The sequence below is a fragment of the Microbacterium sp. zg-B185 genome, from assembly GCF_030246885.1.
Classification (GTDB): Bacteria; Actinomycetota; Actinomycetes; order Actinomycetales; family Microbacteriaceae; genus Microbacterium.
In genome coordinates this window covers 3478306-3497538 of the sequence record NZ_CP126739.1, presented here as the reverse complement: position 1 = coordinate 3497538, position 19233 = coordinate 3478306, and the positions used below count along the sequence as shown (strand labels likewise).

Sequence of the window (19233 nt, the reverse complement as noted above, 5' to 3'; positions counted from 1 at the left end):
TTGCGGCAGGGGTCGCGAACGCAAACCCCGCTGGTTTGTCTTGATTATAGATGTAGTGCAACTACGAATTTAGCCATCAGGTCGGGAGCGACGGGGTCAAATTGGCCGACTTCCGGCCTGCATGTGTAGTATCGCTACGAAGCCGAGTGTCCCGTCGGCATCATCAGCAGCAGCAATGCACAACGGAGTGAGGAGATTTCAGGAATGATCCGGAAATCCAATCAACGCATCATCGGCGCGGGTATCGCGGCCCTCATGGCGGGAGCTGCCCTGACCGGCTGCTCCTCTGCCGCGGAGGACGCAGGAAACGCCGCCCCCGTCACATCGTCGGATGTCGAGCTTATCCAGGGGGTTCGCAGTCTCTCCAACGCGTACCACGCGAACTGGGTGGACGGCGGAGACCTCTTCGGTGAGTTCGCCGACCTCGAGGTCATCACGATCACCGACGAGTCCGACTCGCAGCGCCAGCTCTCGCAGGTGCGCGCCCTCGGCGCGTCCGGCAAGGTCTTCGCACTCAACGTCGACCCGAACACGTCCTCCGACACCGAGGCGATCGTCAACGCGGTCACGGATGCCGGCGGCTTCGTCGTCACGCAGTGGAACAAGCCGGACGACCTGTTCCCGTGGGACGTCAGCGACAACTGGGTCGCCCACATCAGCTTCGATGGCCGCACCAGCGGCCAGGAGGTCTCCGAGGCGCTGTTCGACGAGATCGGCGGCGAAGGCAACATCATCGCGCTGCAGGGAATCCTGGACAACGTGCCGGCCAAGCAGCGCTTCGAAGGCCTCCAGAACGCACTGGCGGACGCGCCGGGCATCACCCTCCTCGAGGACCAGACGGCCAACTACAGCCGTTCCGAGGCGCTGACCGTCACCCAGACACTGCTCGCCAAGCACGGCGGACAGATCGACGGCATCTGGGCGGCCAACGACGAGATGGCGCTCGGCGCGATCGAGGCACTGCGTGCCGCAGGCCTCGAAGGTCAGATCCCGGTGGTCGGCTTCGATGCCGTCCCCGAGGCGCTCGAGGCGATCGAAGACCCCGCGTCCGGCTACATCGCGACCGTCTCGACGGACCCGTGGTGGCAGGGCGGCGCCGGACTGGCGATCGCCTATCAGGCTGCGACGGGCGAGATCGACGTCGCCAAGCTCTCGCACGAGCAGCGTGCCTTCTACGGCAGCCAGACGGTCGTGACGGTCAAGAACGTCGCCGACTACCTGCAGGCGCCGCCGCTGGACAAGCTCGTTCCGGACTTCGAGAACCCCTGGCTGCGCAGCCAGGGCGCCATCAAGTAGAACCCCTCACCGTCGGCTGTCCGCGCATCGCGGGCAGCCGACGGTGGCTCCCACCCCCGCACCAGGAAGCCCCATGACTCACACCGCCGCACCGCCGACGGCGCCGCGCTTCGCGGCCGCCTGGAAGCGTCGACTGCTCGACGGCGGGCCGCTCGTCGCGCTCGTCGCCCTGATCCTCATCTTCGCCGTCGGGAATCCGGCGTTCCTGAGCCCCGGGAACATGGGCATCCTGCTCTCGCAGTTGGCCATCCCGCTCGTCATCGCGACCGGGCTGACCTTCGTGATCCTGCTCGGCGGAATCGACCTGTCGATCGAGGGAGTCATGGCGACCTCCTCCCTGGTCTTCGTCCTCACCGCGGCGAACGATCGCAACGACATCTCGCTCGGCGTCGGCGCCGTCGTCCTCGGCATCCTCGCCGGCACCGCCATGGGAACGGCCAACGGCGTGCTCAACGTGCGCTTCGGCATCCCCTCCTTCATGGTCACCCTCGGCATGGGCGCGATCGGCATCGGAATCGCCACCGTGCTGTTCGGCGGGCGCTCACCCCGGTTGCTCGATCCCGCGCTCAAGTCGATCGGCACCGGCAACACCTTCGGGATCGCGAACATCTTCCTGATCGCGGTCATCGTCCTGGCCATCGGCTACCTCATCCAGCGCTTCACCAAGATCGGCCGTTACGGCTACGTCATCGGCGGGGACGAGGGCATCGCCAAGCTCTCCGGCGTAAAGGTCTCGCGCTACAAGATCGCCGCGTTTGCGATCGGCGGGACGACCGCGGGCATCGCCGGCGTGCTCGTGGGAGCCCAGCTCGGTGTGGGCTCGCCGACGATCAGCCAGGGCTTCCTGTTCACCTCGATCACCGCCGTCGTGCTGGGCGGAACGCTGCTGACCGGCGGCCGAGGCGGCGTGATCCGCAGCCTGGTCGGCGTGGCCATCATCATCGTCCTCGGCAACGGCCTGATCCTCATGGGCGTCGACTCCTACGTCCAGATCGCCGTCCAGGGACTCGTCATCATCGCCGCCGTCATTGCGACCGGATGGCGCCTACGCACACGGGTGAGGGTCATCAAATGAGTGCCGCACTGGAAATCAGAAACGTCACCAAGCGCTTCCGCGGCGTGGTTGCGCTCGACAGCGTGAGCTTCGAAGTGCGGCGGCACGAAGTCGTCGGCCTCATCGGCGAGAACGGCGCAGGAAAGTCGACGCTGCTGAAGATCCTCGCCGGCGTGTACCAGCCGGACGAGGGAGAGATCCTGCGCTCGGGCAACGTCGTGACGTTCCGCACGCCCAGCCAGTCCGCAGCAGCGGGCATCGGGATGGTGCATCAGGAGCAGTCGCTGATCCCCACGGTGACCGTCGCCGAGAACATCCTGCTCGGCGCAGAGGGCGATGCCGTCCGCTTCGGCATCTACAACTGGCCGCGCCTGAACGCGATCGCGCAGCGCCAGCTCGACAAGATCTCTTCGCCGATCTCGCCCACCGCCATCGTCGAGACCCTGAGTTTCGCCGAGCGGCAGATGGTCGAGCTGGCCAAGGCGCTGTACGTCGAGGAGGTGGCGAGCATCGAGCCCGTCATCGTCCTGGACGAGCCCACCAGCGTGCTCGAGGGTGCCGAACTGGAGACGCTCTTCGAGGAGATCGAGCGGCTCCGCGCGTTCGCCTCGGTCGTGTTCGTCTCGCATCGGCTCGACGAGGTGCTGCGTGTCTCCGACCGCGTGTACGTCCTCAAAGACGGTCACTCCGTCGGCGAGATGGCCGCCGCCGACGCCGACGTTGACGCTCTGCACCACTTGATGGTCGGGCGGGCCAGCTCCGCGGAGTTCTATCACGAGGACGAGCAGCTCCCCGTCGCGGGCAACCCCGTCATCCTCTCCGTCGACGGCCTGGGCAAACGCGGCGCCTTCGAAGACGTGTCCTTCGAGGTCCGGGCGGGCGAGGTGCTCGGAATCGCCGGCGTTCTCGGCTCCGGCCGCGAAGAGCTCAGCCGGGTCCTCTTCGGCGCCGAGCCGTCCACCTCGGGCCGCATCGTCTACGACGGCAAGACCACTCGGTTCCGTTCGCCGGTGGATGCCGTCGCAGCAGGCATCGGCTACATCCCCGCCGAGCGCCGCATCGAGGGAATCGCCGACGGCATGAGCGTGGAGGAGAACATCTTCCTCGTGGACCCCGGTCCGGTCAGCTGGGGGCCGTTCCTCAAGCACCGCGCGGCAAGAAAGTCCGCGAAGGAGTGGATCGCGCGGCTGCGGGTGCGCACCCCCGATGGCCGGGCGAACATCGGCAACCTCAGCGGCGGCAACCAGCAGAAGGTGGTGCTGGCCAAATGGCTGAACTCGCCGAAACTCCGCCTGCTGATCCTGGATCACCCCACACGCGGACTTGACGTCGGCGCCAAGGAAGACGTCTACACGTTTGTGCGCGAACAGTGCGCGAAGGGCATGGCCGTCGTCCTGCTGGCCGATTCGCTGGAAGAGACGATCGCCCTGAGCCACTCGATCATCGTGATGCGCGACGGCCGCGTGGAACGGCGTTTCGACTCGCCGCCGGGCAGCAAGCCCACCCCCGTAGAGCTCGTCGAGAGGATGGTGTGACGGCCATGGCCAGCAGCACTACCGCGCCCGGTCCGGCCGGACCGGTCACCACGTCCACCGCACTGATCCGGAGGGTGACCGAGAAGAACCGTTCCCGCCTGGTCACCCTCGTTCCGCTGGTGGTCCTGGTCGGCCTGATCCTGGTGGTCGCTCTGCGGCAGCCGAACTTCCTGAACATCACCAGCGTCCGCGGGCTGCTCGAAAGCATGGCCCCGATCCTGCTGCTGGCGATCGGGCAGATGTTCGTCATCCTCACCGGCGGCATCGACCTGTCCTTCGCGGTGACCGCTTCGTTCGGCACCGTTCTGCTCGCGCTGTGGATCCCCATGATGGGTCCCGGGGGCGTCCTGTTGATGCTGGCCGCACTGGCCCTCATCGGATTCATCAACGGGTACGTCGTCGCGGTCGCTCAAGTGCCCTCCTTCATCGTCACCCTCGGATCCCTCGGCCTGTACACCGGGCTCGGGCTGTGGGTTTCGGGTGCGTCGACGATCCGCATCAGCGAAGGCTTCGAGGCGCTGTCCTGGCTTGCCGATGCGCGCGTCGCACAGCTGCCGCTCGTGGGCGTGCTCTCCATTGCTCTGGCGGTCATCGTGGCTGTGGCCATGTGGGCGCTGAACCGGGGACGCAGCCTGCACGCGATGGGCCTGGCAGAGCCGGCCGTGCTGATGTCCGGCGTCTCCACGCGCCGCCTGCGCGTCCTCGCCTTCACCCTGTGCAGCCTGTTCGCCGGGTTCGCCGCGATCGCTTTGGCCGCTGCGCAGCGATCCGGCGGCCCCACGCTCGCCGATACGCTGCAGCTGCCCGCCATCGCGGCCGTCGTCATCGGCGGCACCGCCATCACCGGCGGCGTCGGCGGCGCGATCAAGACACTGATCGGCGCCCTCATCATCGTCGTCCTGCGCGTCGGCCTCACCGCGATGGGTGTCGATCCCGCCTACGAGCAGATCGTCTACGGTGCGGTCATCATCCTGGCCGTCGCGCTGACGATCGATCGCTCGCGCCTCCGCAGCATCAAGTAGGCGTCGCCGTGATCATCGCGCACGATCTGGGCACGACCGCCGACAAAGCGTCGTTGCACACGGACGACGGAACCCTCGTCACCTCCGCCACGGCCGCGTATCCCACGCAGTACCTGCCCGGCGGGGCGGTCGAGCAGAATCCCCACGATTGGTGGGATGCCGTCGTGCGGTCCTCGCGGGAGCTGCTCGAGCGCACCGGAACGAGCGCGGGAGACATCTCCGCGATCTCGGTGTCCGGGCACATGATGGGCGGCGTCTTCCTCGACGGCGACCTGGAACCCGTGCGGCCGGCCATGATCTGGGCGGACACGCGCAGCGGAGCGGAGACGGATCGCCTGATCGCGCGTGTCGGGCAGGATGCGGCGTACCGGATAACCGGGCATCCCCTGAACCCGACCTACACGCTGCCCAAGGTGATGTGGGTGCAGGAGCGGGAACCGGACGCGTGGGGTCGGGTGCGGCACATCGCGTTCGCCAAGGACTACGTCAACGCGCGACTGACCGGGCGACTGGTCACCGACGCGTCGGACGCGTCGGGAGCCAGCGCCTACGATCAGGCGGCGCGCGACTGGTCGCAGGAGCTCCTCGATGCCGCCGGCGTCCAGAAGGCCCTGTTCCCGGAGATCGCCGCGTCCACGCAGATCCTGGGCGGCCTCCTGCCCGAGCCGGCCGCGCTTCTCGGTCTGCGGCCCGGCATCCCGGTCGTCGTGGGCGGCGGAGACGGCCCGATGGCGGCGCTGGGCGCGGGCATCGTCGCGCCCGAGGACGGCGCGTACGTGTCGCTCGGAACGAGTTCATGGATCTCTTTCGCCGCCGACGCGCCCCTGCACGACCCGCATCGGCGCACGATGTCCTTCAATCACGTGGTGCCGGGCCGGTTCGTCCCGACCGCCACGATGCAGACCGGCGCAGGCGCCCTCGACTGGATCGCCGGAGTGCTGGAACCCGGCGGCCGCAGCGACCGGTTCGCGCGCCTGGTCGGTGAGGCGGAGAACATCGACGCATCCGGCGAAGGGCTCTACTTCCTTCCGCACCTGCTCGGTGAGCGTTCGCCGCACTGGAACGCGACGGTGCGCGCATCCTTCGTGGGCCTCTCGCGCGCCCACGAACGCGCCCACATGACCCGCGCCGTCCTGGAGGGCGTGGCGTTCAACCTCGGCACCTGCCTGCGCGCCTTCCGCCAGTCCGGCGCCCGGATCGACCGGGTCGACGCCGTGGGCGGCGGCGCGAAATCCGACACCTGGCTGCAGATCCTCGCGGATGTCTGGGGAGTGCCGGTCCGGCGCCGCACGATCGTGGACGAGGCCAACAGCCTGGGCGCGGCGGTCCTGGGCGCCATCGGAATCGGCGCGGTCGCGTCGGCGGATGCCGCGCGTGCGCTCTCCGAGGTCACGGCCGTGTTCGAACCGGATGCCGCCCGTGCGGCCGCATACGCCAGCGGACAGGCGAGATTCGAGGACGCCTACCAGCGCCTCGAGGGATGGTACGACGGCGGAGGCTCAGCATGAGCGCGGTCGTCCTCGTCACCAGTCGCTCGTTCGGGTCCGGGACCTTCGACGGGCCGGGCGTGCTCAGCGCCGCCGGATACCGCGTCATCGTGAAACCTCCCACGCACGACCTCGCCGACCTCGCCGACACGCTTCCGGAGGCCGTCGCATGGATCGCCGGCACCGGGCCGATCGGGGCCGACCACTTCGCGACCGCGCCGGCCCTGCGAATCCTCGCCCGTTACGGTGTCGGCGTCGACGCGGTCGACCTCGCGGCGGCTGTCGAGCGCGGCATCCCGGTCACCAACACCCCCGGTGCCAATTCCGAATCGGTGGCCGACCTGGCGCTCACGTCGATCCTGGCCGGCCTGCGCGGGATCTCCGCCGGGGATGCCGCGGTTCGCCGCGGGGACTGGGGCGCCTCCCGCGGACGGGAGATCTCCGGGCAGCGCATCGGCATCGTCGGCTTCGGGCGGATCGGCCGGGCGCTGGCCACGCGTGTCATCGCGCTCGGCGCCGATGTGCTCGCCTTCGACCCGTACCTGCCCGCCGATGCCCCTCTGCCCGACCGGGTGACGCGCGCCCATGCTCTGAGCGACCTCGCCGCGTGCGCAGCAGTGTCTCTGCACTCACCCGGCGGAGAGCAGATCATCGGACCCGAGTGGCTCGCCCTGGCGCGCGAGTCGGTGCTGGTGAACACGGCCAGGGCGGATCTGGTCGATGAGGCCGAGGTCGCGGCCGCACTGCGCGCCGGCCGGCTGGCGGCCTACCACGCCGACACTCTGGGCTCGGAGTCGGCGGAGACCTCCAGCCCGCTGCTGAGCGAAGACCTCGTCGGCAGGGTCTGCATCACACCGCACTGGGGCGCCCAGACGATCCAGGCGATCGACCGGATGACGCAGATGAGCACCGAAGACGTCCTCGCCGTCCTCGCGGGCCGCGTGCCGACGTATCCCGTCACGTCATGAACGAAAGGCATCCAGCTGTGAAGATCCCCCTCGACGTCCTGCATTCCATCGGCGTCATCTCCGTCATCCGAGCCCCGTCCGCCGCGGCGGCCATCGGGGCCGCCGACGCACTGGTCGAAGGAGGAATCCGCGGCATCGAGATCACCTATTCGACGCCGGACGTGCCACGCGTGCTGGAAGCGCTGCGCGGCCGCTACGGGTCTGATGTCGCCGTCGGCGCAGGCACCGTCACGACAGCCGACCAGGCGCGACTGGCGGCCGACAGCGGCGCCGAGTTCCTGGTGGCGCCGGGGTACTCCGCGGCGGTGGCCGAGGCGATGATCGGGACCGGTCTGACCACGATGATCGGAGCACTCACCCCGACCGAGGTCATGCTCGCCGCCGAGAGCGGGGCGGATGTCGTCAAGATCTTCCCGGCCAGCCTGGGCGGACCGCGCTACCTCGGTGCCCTACGAGGGCCGTTCCCGGACGTGCCGCTGATGCCCACCGGCGGTGTCAGCGTCGCCAACCTGCATGACTGGTTCGCCGCAGGCGCCCTCGCCGTCGGAGTGGGCGGAGAGCTGGTCTCGAACGCGGACTTCGCAGCGGACTCGTTCGCCGGGGTCACCCGCCGCGCCGTCGAGTTCGCAGCCGCGCTGCGCGCATCCCGGGAGTCGGTGTCCGCATGATCGGCGGGCGCATGGGATTCGTCGGTGTGGACACCGCGCACTCGTCCATCAACCGGGTGTTCCCGCTCTGGGCCGAAGAGCTCGGTCTGGCCAGCGGCGATCTGCGTGGCTTCGACATCCCTCTGGGCGCGGCCGACTCGGATTACCGCGACGTCGTGGCGAGGATCCGAGACGACGCCGGCCAGGCCGGTGCGCTGGTGACCACCCACAAGTTCCGTATCTACGAGGCGGCGAGCGACATGTTCGACGCCATCGACCCGTTCGCTCTGGCCTGCGGCGAGATCTCCTCGATCTACAAACGCGAAGGGGTGCTCGGCGCCTCCGCGAAGGACCCCATCACCGCCGGCGCCGCCCTCGAGGCCTTCCTCCCGGACGATCACTTCGCGCGCACCGGCGCCGGTGTGGTCTGCCTGGGTGCGGGCGGATCCGGCACGGCGCTCTCGTGGTACCTCGCCCACCGTGAGGACCGGCCCGCGTCGGTCACGATCACCGCTCGTCGTCAGGCGGCCCTGGATCACCTCCGCGGAGTGCACGAGCGCGGCGGGCTGGACCAGAGTCTGTTCCGCTATGCCCTGCTGGACTCCGATGACGTCGTCGGCTCGGCCGATCGCATCGTCGAGGCCGCGGGCGAGGGCGTGGTGATCGCCAATGCCACCGGCATGGGCAAGGACCGCCCTGGATCCCCACTGGGTGACGACGTGCGATACCCCTCGGGGGCGTACGTCTGGGAGTTCAACTATCGAGGCTCACTGGAGTTCCTCCATCAGGCACGGCGACGGCAGCAGGAGCGCGCTCTCACCGTCGAGGACGGCTGGGTGTACTTCCTGCACGGCTGGACGCAGGTGATCGCGGAGGTCTTCGACGTCGAGATGACTCCGGAGCTGTTCCACCGACTCGCCCTCCGGGCGAATTCGGTGCGGTGAGCGACCCGTTCGTCCGCACGGTCCGCGGCGACGTCCGGCCCGACGCTCTGGGACCGGTGAACTACCACGAGCACTTCTTCCAGGTCAGTCCGCTGCTGCCGGGGGATGAGCTCTGCGACGAGGATGCCGGCATCCAGGAGGCCCGTCAGCTGGTCGCCTCCGGCTTCCCGGCCGTCGTGGACGCCACGCCCCTCGGGCTGGGGCGCAAGCCTCTCGGTCTGCGGCGCGTCTCGGCAGAAGCTGCCGTTTCCATCGTTGCGACGACCGGACGTCACCGAGACGCGCACTACTCCGATCAGGACTGGATCCTCGAACTGGGCGCCGAGCGGATGGGCGAGCTGTTCACGGCGGATCTGGTCGAAGGCATGCCGATCGATGACCGTGCGCTCGCTCCCGGCGCGGGGACGGTGGCGCGCAGCGATGTGCGGGCCGGCGTGCTGAAGGCGGGAATCGACTACTGGACGATCACCGCCGCGGAGCGCGAAGCCATCGCGGCCGTCGGGATCGCCCACCGCGCGACGGGTGCTCCGGTGATGGTGCACACCGAGTACTGCACCGCAGTCGATCTGGCGCTCGACCTGCTGGAGGCTGCCGGCGTGCCGGCGGAGCGGGTGGTGATCGCCCACGCGGACCGCACGCCCGACGCGGGGCTGCACAGCGCCATCGCGGCCCGGGGCGCGTACGTCGGCTACGACGGAGCCGGCCGGTACAAGGAATGGCCGGACTCGGTGCTGCTCGGCGCGCTCGAAGCGCTCGTGGCGGCCGGCGCAGGCGATCGGATCCTCCTGGGCGCCGATGTCGCGCGCTCCAGCCGCTACCGGGCCTACGGCGGTGTGCCCGGGCTCGAGTACCTCGGCCGGGCTTTCGTCCCTCGCCTCCGGGAGCGGGTCGGCACCCCCGCAGTGGAGACGATCACGACGGTGAACGCCGCGCGCTGGCTGACCTGGTCGCCCACGCGGGCGCGCAGCTAGCCCCGCAGGCCAGGCGGCTTTTCGCTTTGCGTGGCGCTGCCAAAGCGAAAACCCCCGGAAAACCGGGGGTCTCGTGGAGGGGATGACGGGAATCGAACCCGCGCTATCAGCTTGGGAAGCTGACCCCACCGGTCGATTCATGAGGCGACACCCTTGAAATCATTGGCATCGCGGTCCTACCCAAGCGCCAGGTGTGGGACTGTCAGAAAACGGGGGATTTGGGACTGGCCTGACCGAAAGGAAGGGCTGTGACCCAGACCATCGAGATGATCGATCCGGTGACGGGAGAGATCATCGATCAGCAACAGGTCGCCGAGCAGCTGCTCGCTCAGGCGAAGGAACAAGGCGTCAGCCTCGTCGGGCCGGGAGGGCTGCTCGGCGGGCTGACCAAGACCGTGCTGGAGAGCGCGCTCGAGGCTGAACTGACCGAGCGCCTCGGCTACGACAAGCACGCCGTCAGCGCGGGCGAGTACGCGCGGACGGGACGCGGTCAAGACGAGGTCGGCCCGGTGCAAATTGCGGTGCGAGGGATCGTGAGGGGTCGTTTCAGTCGAAGATCGTTCGCAAGCGACAACGTCCCCTGGACGGGATCGATGAGATCGTGTTGTCGCTGACCGCGCGCGGGCTGACCACCGGTGAGGTTGCCGCGCACTTCACCGAGGTCTACGGCGCCAGCGTCAGCAAGGACACGATCTCGAAGATCACCGACAAGGTCATCGACGAGCTCACGGAATGGGCCAACCGTCCGCTGGATCCCGTGTATCCGGTGATCTTCATCGACGCGATCGTCGCCAAGGTCCGTGACGGTCAGGTCCGCAACAAGCCGTTCTACGTCGCCGTCGGGGTCACCACGGCCGGAGAACGCGACATCCTCGGGATCTGGGCCGGCGACGACGGCGAGGGCGCGAAGTTCTGGCTCGGGGTGCTCACCGAGATCAAGAACCGCGGCGTCGAGGAGGTCTGCATCGTGGTCTGCGACGGCTGAAAGGGCTGCCGGAGTCGATCACCACGACCTGGGAGCATGCCGTCACTCAGACGTGCATCATCCACTTGATCCGCAACGTTCACGTACGCTTCCCGGAAGTACTGGGACCAGATGGCCCGCGACCTCCGACCGGTCTATACCGCGCCGACCGAGCCTGCCGCCCTGCGAGGTTCGAGGAGTTCGCGGAGAAGTGGTGCGCGATGTATCCGGCGATCCGCAAGCTGTGGGAGAACGCGTGGACGGAGTTCATCCCGTTCCTGGACTACGACGTCGAGATCCGCCGCATCATTCGCAGCACGAACGCGATCGAATCCCTCAACGACCGCTACCGCAGAGCGGTCCGGGCGCGCGGGCACTTCCCCAAACGACGCCGCCGCGCTGAACGCCTTCGCGATCACCTTCGAAGGCCGCATCAACTAACCATGCGCCAGCCCAGATCCACCGTTAACCTGACAGACCCCACTTCCCCGCGGCCCGGTCCACAGGCGCTAGGTGTATTGAGCTCGACCGTTGTTGATTCGATCGATGGGGATTCCGGCGATGCCGAGGTGGCGCCTGTCTAGGTTGTAGTGGTCGAGCCATGAGGGCAAGGCGGCTGCTCGTTCTGCGTTAGAGGTGAACGTGCGCGCGTACGCCCATTCGGTGGCGAGAGTGCGGTTCAGGCGCTCGATCTTCCCGTTTGTCCAGGGGCAGTGCGGGCGGATGCACTTCCTGGGTGATGCCGTGTGCGGCGAGGACGTCGTGGAACGCGCCGGAGTGTCGGTAGGCGAAGGCGTTGTCTGTGATGACCCGCTCGACTCTGACGCCGACTCGGGCGTAGAACGCAATCGCACGATCCAGGAAAGCGGCTGCGGTGGTGCCCTTCTCGTCGGTGTGGATCTCCGCGTGAACGAGCCGGGAGTGGTCATCGATCGCGGCGTGGAGGTAGTCGTAGCCGATGCCACGGCCACGGACCTTCACGCTGCGCCCGTGTGCTCGCCAGCTGCCGCCGTCCGGAATGCGGCCGAACTTCTTCACGTCAACATGGATCAGCGAGCCGGGATGGTCGTGTTCGTAGCGCACCGCCGAACGACGTGTTGCGCGGATCACTGTTCCGGTCACCGGGTCCATGTCGGCCGCGACGTGCGCGACCGCACGCCCCGACTGGATCCGCTGAACCATGATCAACCTGCCGACCGGCGTCAGCCGGGCATTACCGTGAGACACGAGAGACCTCCGTGCGATCGAGCTGAAGAAGTAGACAGCTCCAACCCGACCCCGGAGGTCTCTCCTACGTCAACAACGATCCCCGTCAGTACAGCTAGCCGTAGGTCCGCCCCAGTTTTTGCCCGACTCAGCCAGAACACACCCGAAGTCCGCGAAGCCAAGGCTTCGCGGACCGCGGTCGTGGCGCGCGATGATCGTTGGGTGGCAGGGCCGCATCCCTAGCGGCACGCGCTTCGGCAGCTGGTGGCGGGGCAGTTGACGATCACGCTGGCCCCCACTTACGGCAGAATCGCGACATGCACCGCGTCTTCGCCTTCGACCTCGCTTGCGAGGACAGCGAGCGCCTGGGCGACGTCGTCGAGTCCGAAGGTGTGCGTCTGCATGAGCTCGAAGGGATAGCGGCCGGACTCCAGAAGCGCGATGGCTGCCTTGATCGATCCGCCCTCGACACCTAGCGCGCCGACCACCGTCAGCGATTTCTTGACGATGAGGTCGGTGTTGACCGAGATCTCCTGACCGCTCTTGAGCCCGGCGAGAACCACTCGACCGCCGCGTCGAACCGCGGCAAGGGCGTCGCGAACAGGCTGGCCGGCCATGGGTGTAAGGTCGAGGATGACGTCCGCCAGCCGTCCTTCGGTGAGCTCGTGCACGCGCCCAGGCACGTCTTCTCGGTCGGCGAAGATTGTGACGTCGGCGCCGAACTTCTCGGCGATTCCGAGCTTGTGCGCGTCGCGCTCGAGGCCTGTCACGATCACCAGGTCCGCTCCGGCCTCCTTCGCGGCCATCGCTGCGGCGATCCCGCGCTGCCCGCATCCGAGTACCACGACGGTGTCGCCGCGACTGACCTGACCGACCTCCTGCACCCAGCGGATGCCCGCTGCCACCGAGTTGTACATCGCCGCGACCCGGGCGGGGAGCTCGTTCGAGATCCGGTGAAGGGTCGAGTTCGGGTGCACATACATGTATTCCGCGAAGCCCCCGCTTACGCGGTCGTCTCCCGGAATTGGGCGAAACCCGTAGGTGCCCAGCGGGCGCTCGCACCCGTTGCTGAGGCCGGTTTCGCAGCCGCGACAGTCGAGGCACGGCACGACGACCTCGACGCAGACGCGATCCCCGGCCCTGACACCCCAACGCTCGCTCGCGGTGGCGCCGATAGATTCGATCACACCCACCGGTTCGTGGCCTGGGACAACGGGAAAAACAGGATTCGGGACCGTGCCCCTGATCTGCTCGATGTCGCTGCCGCACAGCCCGCACGCTTCGATGCGTAGGACTGCATCGAGTTCACCTGAGACGGGACGTTCGAACTCCTGGACACTCAGGTCGTTCGGACCTGACAAGACGACTGCACGGGTGGCGGGGAGCATTGTTCATCCATTTCGTTAAGGTGCGGTTCGGGACCATCGACAGTGCCAAAGCTACGAGCGGCGCCGCGCACTCGTCCGGCAATTTCCGCGTGGAGGAACTCGGCTCGCTGTCCCCCTGAGACCCGTGCCTACACTCGACATCCCACGCACCCTCCCGGAGCCGACAGATAGCGGAGCCGACAGATAATGGAGTCTGACGATGAAAAGACACGCACTTGCCATAGCGATCGCCGCAATGGCTCTGGTGGTGGCCGGTTGCGCGCCCGCAACTAGTACGCCGAGCTCGACAAACGAGCCGACCGCCGCCGACCCGCAACAGGGCGGCGCCATCCTCACAACACAGCGATATGTACTGCCGGGCGGGCTCAACTTCCTGACGAGCAAGGATCAGGGCCTATCGGGTCAGATCACCCCCTCGTACAGCAAGCTTGTCAACTATGTGACCGGCCCGGACACCGTCGGAATCGAGATCGGCCCCGACCTCGCCGACTCATGGGACATCTCCGACGACGGTCTGGTCTACACGTTCCACCTCAATCCGAACGCGACGTTCCATGACGTCCCGCCCGTCAACGGCCGCAAGGTCAACGCCGAGGACGTCGTCGCGACGTTCAACGCCATCATCGAGTTCGGGTCGCCCACCGCGTACCAGTTCAGCAACGTCGCCTCGATTGAGGCCCTCGACGAGCACACCGTCGAGTTCACCCTCACGGAGCCCCTCTCGACCATGCTCGAGAACCTGGCGACGCCCGGGAACTTCATCGCACCGATCGAAGGGATCCGGGGGGAGTACGACATGGACAAGGTCCTCATCGGCTCCGGTCCATTCGTTCTCGTAGAGTACGACCCGGCCACGATTTGGGAGCGCAAGCGGCACCCCGGATACCACAAGGAGGGACGCCCCTACGCCGACGAGCTGAACACGCTGATCGTGTTGGACGCCGCGGCCCGGTTCACGGCGCTGCGCAGCGGACAGATCAACCACACGATCATCGCCCAGCAGGAGCAGGTCAAGTCCCTCGTGGACTCGGGTGACTTCATCGCCGTCTCGCAGCCGGCCGGCCCTGAGTACATCTACCTGAATCAGGAGTTCGAACCCTTCCGTCACCTCGAGGTCCGCCGGGCGATCGGCATGGCCATCGACTGGGACAGCATGGGCGAGAGCATCCGAGGGGTGTACGGGCTCTCGAGCGTCGTGCCGCCCATACTGGGTGGGCTCTCGGAAGACGAGTTGCGCGAGGTGCGCCCCTACGACCCGGATGCCGCGCAAGAACTCCTTGCGGAGGCGGGCTACCCGGACGGCTTCGAGGTCACTATGGTCGTCCAGCAGGTCGACGGCAATGATGTCAGTGAGGCGGAGTGGATCGTCGAGGACCTCAAGGCGATCGGGATCGATCTCACCCTCGAACTGGTGGACCCTGCGACCTACGGTGCGCGCCGCGGCGGCGGACAGTTCCAGATGGCCCGTGGACTCCGCACCCTTCTGAGCGCCGACCAGTTCATGGCCGAGCTGCAGTCGGAGAGCGGCACCAACTTCACGAAAGTGAACGACCCGGTCCTCGACGACCTCATCGCGCAGTACCGCGCCGAGCTCGACCCAGCGGCACGCGCCGAGATAGCGAAGGAGTTTACCCGGTACTTCGAGACCGAGGTCGCCACCGTCATCGGCGGTCCGATGACGTTCGACACCTGGGTCTGGCGCGCGGACATGAATGTTTCGTACACGAGCGAATCGGGGCTCAGCCCGAACGTGATCCGCTACGGCGGAATGCTCGAGGACATCTGGTTCGAGTGACGTGAGACGGCTGTCGTGGCGGGGAGCCCCACGGTACTCCGCCACGACAGCCCTTGAGAATTCGACAACCACGGCAGACGGAGTCCACATGGCTTTATCGATCCCCTCCGAGCAGGTGCGGGAAGGCCTTCGCGAGGCCGCTCCACCCCTTCTCGACATCGACGGGCTCAGGGTCTCCTTCACGAAGGAAGGGCGAAAGCTCCCCGTGCTCAACGGTGTGTCGTTCACCGCTCAGCCCGGCGAGACCGTGGCGGTCGTCGGCGAGTCCGGGAGCGGAAAGAGCGTGACCGCGCTCGCGATCATGGGGCTTCTCGGCGGAGGAAAGGTCGACGGCGGGGCGATCCGGTTCGGCGGCACCGATCTGCGTGAGCTGCGGCCGAAGCAGATGCGCGCGCTGCGCGGACGCGACATCGCCATGATCTTCCAGGATCCGCTTGCGGCCCTCGACCCGCTCTTCACGATCGGCTATCAGGTTCGCGAGGCTCTGCGCTTCGGTGGATACCCGAAGCAGAATATACGCGCGCGGGCCATCGAGCTTCTGGGTGCCGTCGGGATCCCCGACCCGGCTCAGCGCGAGTCGGCCTACCCTCACGAGCTCTCGGGCGGTCAGCGTCAGCGAGTCGTCATCGCCATCGCGATCGCGTGCGAGCCGAAGCTCATCATTGCGGACGAGCCGACGACCGCCCTTGACGCCACAATCGAGGGCCAGATCCTGGAACTCATCAAGACCGTGCAGCGGGAGGTGGGCTCCGCTCTCCTGCTGATCACCCACGACATGTCCGTCGTCGCTCGAATGGCCGATCGGGTGCTCGTCATGTACTCGGGCAAGATCGTGGAGGAGGGGCCGGTGCGTGAGGTGCTTCGTGAGCCGCGGCATCCGTACACCGCGGCTCTCCTGGCAGCTGTGCCGCGCGGGCTCGACCGTTCCCAGCCGGTGCCGACGATTCCTGGATCCATCCCGAGCCTTACCGAGACGACGGTCGGGTGCCGGTTCGCGCCGCGGTGTGCGCACGTCATGGAGCTGTGTCGGACGGAAGAACCGCCGTCCTTCCCCGCCGGCGAGGCTCGACTGAGCCGGTGCTGGCTCGAGGATGCAGGAGTTCAGCCGTGAGCATACCTCTGCTGTCCGTGCAGGACCTCGTCAAGAACTTCGCGCTTCCGCGGCGCTCCCTCATCGGGCCCCGAGGGGCGGTCCAGGCCGTCAGCGGCGTCTCGTTCGAGCTGGAGCGGGGCAAGACGCTCGGGCTGGTGGGGGAGTCGGGCTCGGGTAAGTCCACGACCGCGCGGCTTATCACCGGCCTCACTCGCCCCACGTCCGGACGAATCGAGTTCGACGGCGTCGACGTCGCCACGGCGAGTCGCCGCCAGCGGGGTGCCATGCGCCGCCGAATGCAGATGGTCTTCCAGGACCCACGAGGCTCGCTCGATCCGAGGATGCGCGTGCGCGATGTCATCGGCGAAGGACTCGTCGTCCACCGCATCGCCTCCGGGGCTGCGCTGCGTGCGCGCGTCGAAGAACTGCTTTCGATCGTGGGATTGCAGGCCAGCGACGCAGACAAGTACGCGCACGAGTTCTCGGGCGGTCAGGCTCAGCGAATCGCCATCGCCCGGGCGCTCGCCACCGACCCCGAACTCATCGTGTGCGACGAGGCGGTCTCCGCACTGGACGTCTCCGTCCAGGCCCAGATCCTCAACCTGCTGCGCCGGCTCCAGGACGAATTACAGCTCACCTACCTCTTCATCTCGCATGATCTAAACGTCGTGCGGTACATGTCCGACGAGGTGATCGTCATGTACTTGGGTCGTTCGGTCGAGCGGGGGCCGGCGGAGGCGGTGTTCGAGCGTCCCACGCATCCCTACACCCAGGCTCTGCTCGGCGCCGTGTCCCAAGGGGACTGGACGGAACCTGAACCCACCGGTCCGACGCTGCGCGGCGAGATTCCGAGCCCGGCGAACCCGCCGAGCGGTTGCAGGTTCCACACACGCTGCCCGCTGGCGTTCGATCGCTGTCGTGTCGACGTGCCGGACGAGACGCCCCTCGGTGGTGGCCACCTTGCCGCGTGCCACCTCGCGACGGAGGTGATGGCGCGGTGATGCTTTACCTACTCAAGCGCATCGGCGCGGGATTGCTGTGCCTCGCGCTCGTGACGCTGTTCGTCTTCACCGCGATGCGCCTCGTGCCCGGCGACGTCGTCTCCGTCCAGCTGCAGAACGCTGCGGGAGTGACCGAGTCGGAAGCGGAGGCCCTCCGCGAGAGCTTCGGGCTGAACGCGCCATTGCTTGAGCAGCTCCGTGCATGGCTTGCAGGGGTGGTGCAGGGGGACCTCGGCACCTCCTTCTGGGGTGATCGGCCCGTCGCCGACATTCTGTGGGAGCGGGTGCCGGTGACCCTCGAAATGGGTCTGATCGCCCTGCTGCTCGCGGTCGTCGGCGGCGTCAGTCTTGGCATTGCCGGCGCGAGTCGGCGTGGCTCGTGGCTCGACGGTGCCACAAGGATCGGTGCGGTCGTCGGTCTCTCCGTGCCCCACTACGTCTTCGCACTGATGGTGCTGGTGGCGCTGTCCCTGCTCTTCCACTGGTCCCCCCCGCTCGTCTTCACGCCACTCTCGGAGAACCCGGGGCTGTACTTCCAGCAGACCGGCATTCCCATCATCGCGATCGCCCTGATGATGACGGCGGCGGTCGCAAGAATGACGAGATCGGCGATGCTGGAGTCGCTCGGCTCCGAGTCGGTTCGCGCGGTGCGTGCGCGCGGGGGTTCGGAGATGCGCGTCGTCATGGTTCACGGACTGCGCAATGCCGGCATCCCGATCCTCACGCTCATTGGACTCGAGCTCGGCGCGGTGTTCGGAGGGACGGTCATCCTGGAGACCCTTTTCGGAATACCGGGAGTCGGCTCGCTCACCTACGACGCCGTCGCACAGCGCGATTACCCCCTCGTCGTGGCGTGCACGATCTTCTTCTGTGTGATGTACATAGTGGTCACCATCGCGATCGATCTCGCGTACACGATCATCGATCCCCGGATCCGGACGGCAGGAGTCGGCCAATGACCGCCACCCTTGTGACTGCGACACGCGTGAATCAGCGCGGCGGCGCATTGCGTCGATTCGTGCGCGCCGAGCCGATCGGGATTGCGAGCCTGGTGTTCATCGCGATCATCGTGATCGTCGCCGTGTTCGCGCAGTGGATCGCACCCTACTCATCGTTCGAGCAGCACCGCGAGGCGATCCTGGAGCCGCCGTCGGGGGAGTTCCTGCTGGGAACGGATTGGCTCGGCCGCGATCAGCTCAGCCGGATCATCTACGGCGGGCAGACCTCGCTCGTGATCGCGGTGAGCACGACGCTGATCGGCGGGCTGCTCGGTGTCCTGATCGGAATGGTCTCGGGCTACCTCGGGGGTGTGACCGACCTCACCGTCCAGCGCATCGCCGACGCGATCGAGTCGATCCCGCCGCTCGTGCTGCTGCTGCTCATCGCAGCGATCATGGGCCCGTCGATTCCGAACACCATCTTCGCTCTCATGGTGATGCTGCTGCCGGGCTTCAACCGGGTCGCGCGGGGCGAAGTCATCCGGCTCAAGCAGGAGCGCTACATCGAGGCCTCACGCTCCGTCGGCGCGAAAGCACCAAGGCTGGTGCTGCGCCATATCCTGCCGAACATGGCCGGGCCGCTCCTGACCGTTGCGACGCTCCGGTTCGCCGGCGTCATCGTCGCGGAGTCTGCTCTAAGCTTCCTCGGGCTCGGGCCCGCACCGCCCACACCCTCCTGGGGAGGCATGCTCTCCTCCGGGGTGCAGTACCTGAGCTACGCGCCATGGCTCATCGTCTACCCCGCATTCGCACTGGCGCTCGCGGTTCTCGCGTTCAACCTGTTCGGTGACTCGCTCCGGGACTACCTAGACCCTCGACTCACCCGACGCGGTTAGACCGGCACGACAGCTGCCCGGTGTCCCA

The 19233-nt window shown here is 67.4% G+C and carries 15 protein-coding genes and 3 pseudogenes; 16 read left to right on the top strand and 2 right to left on the bottom strand.

What is annotated here, in order from left to right:
• The first annotated feature begins 204 nt into the window (after window positions 1-204).
• From QNO12_RS16610 to QNO12_RS16560, 11 genes and pseudogenes are all read left to right on the top strand, one after another.
• Entirely contained in the window at window positions 205-1296 is a 1092-nt protein-coding gene (locus QNO12_RS16610) for a sugar ABC transporter substrate-binding protein (protein WP_257501030.1), read from the top strand.
• A gap of 73 nt (window positions 1297-1369) precedes the next feature.
• Window positions 1370-2371 carry an ABC transporter permease gene (locus QNO12_RS16605; protein WP_257501031.1) on the top strand — a complete coding sequence of 334 codons (1002 nt, stop codon included), beginning with the start codon at window positions 1370-1372 and terminating at the stop codon, window positions 2369-2371.
• Window positions 2368-3885, top strand: coding sequence for a sugar ABC transporter ATP-binding protein (locus QNO12_RS16600; RefSeq protein WP_257501032.1), 1518 nt, complete (start codon window positions 2368-2370; stop codon window positions 3883-3885). The genes QNO12_RS16605 and QNO12_RS16600 overlap by 4 nt, the downstream gene beginning before the upstream one ends.
• A gap of 5 nt (window positions 3886-3890) precedes the next feature.
• The gene (locus QNO12_RS16595; protein ID WP_257501033.1) at window positions 3891-4907 is read left to right on the top strand and encodes an ABC transporter permease; all 1017 of its coding nucleotides are present in this window, start codon (window positions 3891-3893) and stop codon (window positions 4905-4907) included.
• Between the two features lie 8 nt (window positions 4908-4915).
• On the top strand, window positions 4916-6415 hold the full coding sequence (xylB, locus tag QNO12_RS16590; protein ID WP_257501034.1) for a xylulokinase: 1500 nt from the start codon (window positions 4916-4918) through the stop codon (window positions 6413-6415).
• On the top strand, window positions 6412-7362 hold the full coding sequence (locus QNO12_RS16585; protein ID WP_257501035.1) for an NAD(P)-dependent oxidoreductase: 951 nt from the start codon (window positions 6412-6414) through the stop codon (window positions 7360-7362). The genes xylB and QNO12_RS16585 overlap by 4 nt, the downstream gene beginning before the upstream one ends.
• Window positions 7363-7379: 17 nt before the next feature.
• The gene (locus tag QNO12_RS16580) at window positions 7380-8030 is read left to right on the top strand and encodes a bifunctional 4-hydroxy-2-oxoglutarate aldolase/2-dehydro-3-deoxy-phosphogluconate aldolase (RefSeq protein WP_257501036.1); all 651 of its coding nucleotides are present in this window, start codon (window positions 7380-7382) and stop codon (window positions 8028-8030) included.
• Entirely contained in the window at window positions 8027-8953 is a 927-nt protein-coding gene (locus QNO12_RS16575; protein WP_257501037.1) for a shikimate dehydrogenase family protein, read from the top strand. The genes QNO12_RS16580 and QNO12_RS16575 overlap by 4 nt, the downstream gene beginning before the upstream one ends.
• The gene (locus QNO12_RS16570; RefSeq protein ID WP_257501038.1) at window positions 8950-9924 is read left to right on the top strand and encodes a phosphotriesterase family protein; all 975 of its coding nucleotides are present in this window, start codon (window positions 8950-8952) and stop codon (window positions 9922-9924) included. Before QNO12_RS16575 ends, QNO12_RS16570 begins: the two co-directional genes overlap by 4 nt.
• Before the next feature lie 266 nt (window positions 9925-10190).
• Window positions 10191-10367 (top strand): annotated as a pseudogene (locus QNO12_RS17085) (IS256 family transposase); the annotation flags it as partial.
• 113 nt (window positions 10368-10480) lie between these two features.
• Window positions 10481-11472 (top strand): annotated as a pseudogene (locus tag QNO12_RS16560) (IS256 family transposase).
• On the opposite strand, the pseudogene QNO12_RS16555 reads toward QNO12_RS16560, so the two are convergent.
• Both QNO12_RS16555 and QNO12_RS16550 read right to left on the bottom strand, forming a co-directional pair.
• Window positions 11398-12106, bottom strand: a pseudogene (locus QNO12_RS16555) (integrase core domain-containing protein); the annotation flags it as partial. The pseudogenes QNO12_RS16560 and QNO12_RS16555 sit on opposite strands and share 75 nt — an antisense overlap.
• 287 nt (window positions 12107-12393) lie before the next feature.
• Window positions 12394-13482: a zinc-dependent alcohol dehydrogenase gene (locus tag QNO12_RS16550; protein ID WP_257501040.1), complete on the bottom strand. Its 1089-nt coding sequence runs from the start codon at window positions 13480-13482 to the stop codon at window positions 12394-12396.
• Between the two features lie 199 nt (window positions 13483-13681).
• Here QNO12_RS16550 and QNO12_RS16545 point away from each other — a divergent pair, with 199 nt between their 5' ends.
• The 5 genes from QNO12_RS16545 (at window position 13682) to QNO12_RS16525 (ending at window position 19205) form a co-directional block, all read left to right on the top strand.
• Window positions 13682-15277, top strand: coding sequence for an ABC transporter substrate-binding protein (locus QNO12_RS16545; protein WP_257501041.1), 1596 nt, complete (start codon window positions 13682-13684; stop codon window positions 15275-15277).
• An 88-nt stretch (window positions 15278-15365) separates the two neighbouring features.
• Window positions 15366-16388, top strand: a complete 1023-nt coding sequence (locus QNO12_RS16540) for an ABC transporter ATP-binding protein (protein WP_257501042.1) — start codon at window positions 15366-15368, stop codon at window positions 16386-16388.
• The gene (locus QNO12_RS16535; RefSeq protein ID WP_257501043.1) at window positions 16385-17371 is read left to right on the top strand and encodes an ABC transporter ATP-binding protein; all 987 of its coding nucleotides are present in this window, start codon (window positions 16385-16387) and stop codon (window positions 17369-17371) included. The genes QNO12_RS16540 and QNO12_RS16535 overlap by 4 nt, the downstream gene beginning before the upstream one ends.
• Entirely contained in the window at window positions 17371-18330 is a 960-nt protein-coding gene (locus QNO12_RS16530; protein WP_257501044.1) for an ABC transporter permease, read from the top strand. Before QNO12_RS16535 ends, QNO12_RS16530 begins: the two co-directional genes overlap by 1 nt.
• Window positions 18327-19205: an ABC transporter permease gene (locus tag QNO12_RS16525; protein ID WP_257501045.1), complete on the top strand. Its 879-nt coding sequence runs from the start codon at window positions 18327-18329 to the stop codon at window positions 19203-19205. Before QNO12_RS16530 ends, QNO12_RS16525 begins: the two co-directional genes overlap by 4 nt.
• Window positions 19206-19233 lie beyond the last annotated feature (28 nt).

What these genes read in the sequence shown, in the direction of transcription:
- QNO12_RS16600 (WP_257501032.1), top strand. Translation starts at nt 2,368, where the DNA reads ATGAGTGCCGCACTGGAAATCAGAAACGTCACCAAGCGCTTCCGCGGC.
- QNO12_RS16545 (WP_257501041.1), top strand. Translation starts at nt 13,682, where the DNA reads ATGAAAAGACACGCACTTGCCATAGCGATCGCCGCAATGGCTCTGGTG.
- QNO12_RS16550 (WP_257501040.1), bottom strand. Translation starts at nt 13,482, where the DNA reads ATGCTCCCCGCCACCCGTGCAGTCGTCTTGTCAGGTCCGAACGACCTG.
- QNO12_RS16610 (WP_257501030.1), top strand. Translation starts at nt 205, where the DNA reads ATGATCCGGAAATCCAATCAACGCATCATCGGCGCGGGTATCGCGGCC.
- QNO12_RS16540 (WP_257501042.1), top strand. Translation starts at nt 15,366, where the DNA reads ATGGCTTTATCGATCCCCTCCGAGCAGGTGCGGGAAGGCCTTCGCGAG.
- QNO12_RS16605 (WP_257501031.1), top strand. Translation starts at nt 1,370, where the DNA reads ATGACTCACACCGCCGCACCGCCGACGGCGCCGCGCTTCGCGGCCGCC.
- QNO12_RS16585 (WP_257501035.1), top strand. Translation starts at nt 6,412, where the DNA reads ATGAGCGCGGTCGTCCTCGTCACCAGTCGCTCGTTCGGGTCCGGGACC.
- QNO12_RS16525 (WP_257501045.1), top strand. Translation starts at nt 18,327, where the DNA reads ATGACCGCCACCCTTGTGACTGCGACACGCGTGAATCAGCGCGGCGGC.
- QNO12_RS16595 (WP_257501033.1), top strand. Translation starts at nt 3,891, where the DNA reads ATGGCCAGCAGCACTACCGCGCCCGGTCCGGCCGGACCGGTCACCACG.
- QNO12_RS16530 (WP_257501044.1), top strand. Translation starts at nt 17,371, where the DNA reads ATGCTTTACCTACTCAAGCGCATCGGCGCGGGATTGCTGTGCCTCGCG.
- QNO12_RS16575 (WP_257501037.1), top strand. Translation starts at nt 8,027, where the DNA reads ATGATCGGCGGGCGCATGGGATTCGTCGGTGTGGACACCGCGCACTCG.